The sequence below is a fragment of the Protofrankia sp. Cr1 genome, from assembly GCF_963555865.1.
GTDB lineage: Bacteria > Actinomycetota > Actinomycetes > Frankiales > Frankiaceae > Protofrankia.
On record NZ_CAUVXO010000577.1, the window covers coordinates 1 to 3,235 of the forward strand.

General features: G+C 67.1%; 3 protein-coding genes. 1 reads left to right on the forward strand and 2 read right to left on the reverse strand.

The genetic code is table 11. The annotated features are described in order from the left end of the window. Positions 1–102 precede the first annotated feature (102 nt). The gene (locus tag U9980_RS26075) at positions 103–2,238 is read left to right on the forward strand and encodes a hypothetical protein (RefSeq protein ID WP_322770352.1); all 2,136 of its coding nucleotides are present in this window, start codon (positions 103–105) and stop codon (positions 2,236–2,238) included. A 137-nt stretch (positions 2,239–2,375) separates the two neighbouring features. Here the strand turns inward: U9980_RS26075 and U9980_RS28805 are convergent, their stop codons facing one another. Both U9980_RS28805 and U9980_RS26085 read right to left on the reverse strand, forming a co-directional pair. Further along, complete coding sequence (locus U9980_RS28805) at positions 2,376–2,594, reverse strand: hypothetical protein (RefSeq protein ID WP_416210402.1); 219 nt, start codon at positions 2,592–2,594, stop codon at positions 2,376–2,378. Between the two features lie 300 nt (positions 2,595–2,894). Beyond that, positions 2,895–3,235: helix-turn-helix transcriptional regulator (locus tag U9980_RS26085; protein WP_416210401.1), on the reverse strand; the 341-nt coding region annotated here is incomplete at its 5' end.

Genomic DNA, 3,235 nt, shown 5'->3' on the forward strand with positions numbered 1-3,235 from the left:
CGCACTGAGGGCGAAGGGTACGGTAACTGCCCCGTCGCGCCCCCTTTCGTCCTGACCGCTAACCTGGCCGAGAAGCGATCGGCAGGGAAGGCGCCAGCGGAGATGCGTACACACTTCGAACCAGAGCAGCAGGACGAGTTCGACGCCGCGAAGGAGCTGTTGATTCGTCGATGCACGGCGTGGGCGAATCACCAGCAGGTGGCCGCCGATCCGTTCATCCTGACCGCAGCCCTGGAGTTCCGCCACCACAGTGTCGACGGACGGTTGGCGTACTGGACCGTCGACCTCGCTCGGGAATTCCTGCTGGGCTGGGTACCGCGCAGGCTGTCGGTCACTGCGGACGACGCCGTGGACGCTGCGGGCACGCTGCTCACCCTGCTGCGCTATCTACGCACCACCGACCTGGACGACCCTGCCTGCGACCCACTGCCTGAGATCGAGGCCGCGCTCACCGCCATCGACGCCGAGTTTCGCCACGCGATGTCGGACGAACAGAACTTCAGCATCGCGAAATTCTGGGTCATGCGAGCGATCGCATCCGGCGTCGACCCCACCGACGCTGTCGCCATGACGCGCTTCACCTCAGACGCCCGGGCCGGCCGGGTCGAGCATGACCAGGAGGCGCTCCGGCACGTCATCGCCCGCCAGCTTGGCGGCGCCGGCGAGCTACCGCAACGCGCCTGTATACAACTGCCGGTATCGATCCCGCCAACCAACGAGCTTGCCGCGATGGCGGAGGAGAACCGTCTCGTCCGGCAGTTGCGGGCGCTCACCGACTGGGTTGGCCATGCTGGTCGCCCGTTGACCACGACCGGCCAACTCAAACTCGCTGACGCCCGTGAGCTGGTCACGCTGGTCGACACCGGCGACACGATCGACCCCATCGTGGGCGGGCGGGTGTGGCGTACCAAGAGCAGCGCGGACCTGCCCGGGCTCACCCTTATCGTCGAATGGGCCAAGAAGCTCCGGCTGATCCGGGTGGTGAAAAGCCGGCTGGTGCAGATCGCGAAGTCCCAGCCCCTGCTGCTCGACGGCCTGGCCCTGTGGACCATGGCCATCAACACCTTCGCCGAGCTTGCCGACGCGGTCGTACGCCCGAGGCTGTACGGTCACCGCCCAGGAATGCTCCATGATCTCTTCGAGGAGATCGCGCCGGACCTCCTCAACACCATCTACGGCATGCCGGCGCCCGTTCCCGTCGTGCGCCTGGGCGAAAGCATGTGGACGTCCTGCCAGGCCGCGTTCGCCATCGACGACGCAGACGAGTCACAGCAGGAGATCTGGCGCACCGTCGTCGGGGGTGACCTGCGGCGGATACTGCGCGTGCTGGCCGCCGCCGGTGGGGTGGAGTTGAGCACCGGGCCCGTCGATCCGATGTTCCGCTCCGACCTCGGCGACGACGTCAACGGCGGCGACGAGGGCGACTTCGGGGGCAAACTCGGGGGCGACTTCGACCCCGAGGATGACGTGTACGCCGAGGACAACCCGACCGGGAACATCACCGTCCTGCCCCCCGACGCCCGGGAACGACTCAGCGTCGCGCTCGCCGCCGACGCTGGGCCTGTCGAGACCGTGGTGCTCACCCCGCTGGGCACCTATGCGGTCCGCATTCGACTGCTCGCCGAAGGACGCCATATGCCGCTGGTCGGCGAGCTGTCCGATGCCGCGCCCGCGCAGCTGCTCGGCATGATTGCTCAGTACCACACGCCGGAAACAGGCCAGGAGGAGATCTCCCGCTGGCTGGCCGCCCACGGTGGCGCGGACACCGGTCTGGACCAGCTGCTCGACGCGGTACGCCGCTGCCCCTTCCGCAACCGGGCCGCCGCGATGCTCGACGTACTGGCCGCCGCCCAGCCCGACCGGAGGGCGCTGCTGCGGCGGCTGCGTTCCGACACCGTGCTGGGACCGATCGCCGTGCACCACCTCGTCTCCGACGAAGAGCTGAGCCCGGATGACCTCACCGAACCAGAAGGTCTACTGATCGTCACCGAGCAGTTGCTCCAGCTCCTGGAAATCGCCGGCCCGGACGCGGTGCGCGAATCGTTCGCAAAGGTAGCCACCGGCGAGACACGGGACCTGTTCACCGCAGTGTTGCACTCGGGCCATCCTGACACCACCGGGCTGGACGAGCTGCGCACGCTGGTCATCGAGCCGCTGCAGCGTCGCGGCCCCCTGCGCTCGGCTCGCGCGCGCTCCCCGCGTCGCTCGCGGCCACCGGGCTCGCGGCCACGTTCATAGCCGGCCAGGTTCGCCGCCGGCCACATCCACCGCCGGCCAGGTCCACGAAGGTGATCTTTCGAGGTTTGTACGATCAACAGGCCGGTCCACGCCGCACAAACCTCGAAAGATCACCCAACATTGATCACAAACTCCGGTCAGCCGCGGAGGAGCTGACGGGCCATGACCACGCGCTGGATCTGGTTCGTGCCCTCGTAGATCTGAGTAATCTTCATCTCAAGAAGTTGATCTGCCCTCTGACCTGCTGTTTCCGTCTGCCAGTAAGGCGGTTTACCTCCAGGCTGATGATCGAGTTCACGTCTTGTCCAAAGACCTTGGTTGACCAAAGCCGCCGACCCCGATGGATCAAGGTTCATCTGCCGTCGTTCGATGGACGGCGTGGGGGACATGAAGCGCTTCCCCTCCAGGACGCGTCCCGCACTCGACGTCTCGCTTGCCAGGACGGTCTGCGACCCCCGTAGCTGCCCTTGGGGGTCTTCGCGCTCTTCCCAGTCGAAACATCACTTCCTGGACGGTGTCGCGCTGTGCGCGACACCGTCATATGTCCCTTCCGGATTTCGTGCCACACGGTGCCGTTTTATGCACCCCGGTTTCGCTGTCCGGCAGCCGCGCGATGACATGTCATCGCGGCCCACGGTCGGATGGTTCTCAGCCGTTCATCGGGTCGACCCGGGCTGAGTCGTCCAACGGTCGGGGTCGACGCCACCGAGCCAACGGTCGATGTCGGTGCGCCGCCAGACCCGGGTCCCGCCCCAGGTCGCCGTCCGGTTGACCACCGCGACAGGAGCCGGCGCACGGGGATCGGTCCGCATCCGGTGGTCGACAGCCTGGCGGGTCACCCCGAGGGCGGCGGCGATGTCGGAAGACCCCACGAACATCGGCAGCTCGTCCACGACCGCTGACGATAGCCCGCCCGACCGCGGCTTCAGACCCAGATCAGACCCCTCATGTGGCAGGAGCGCCTCACTGCGGCCATGACGACCGGTGAACGTTCCCC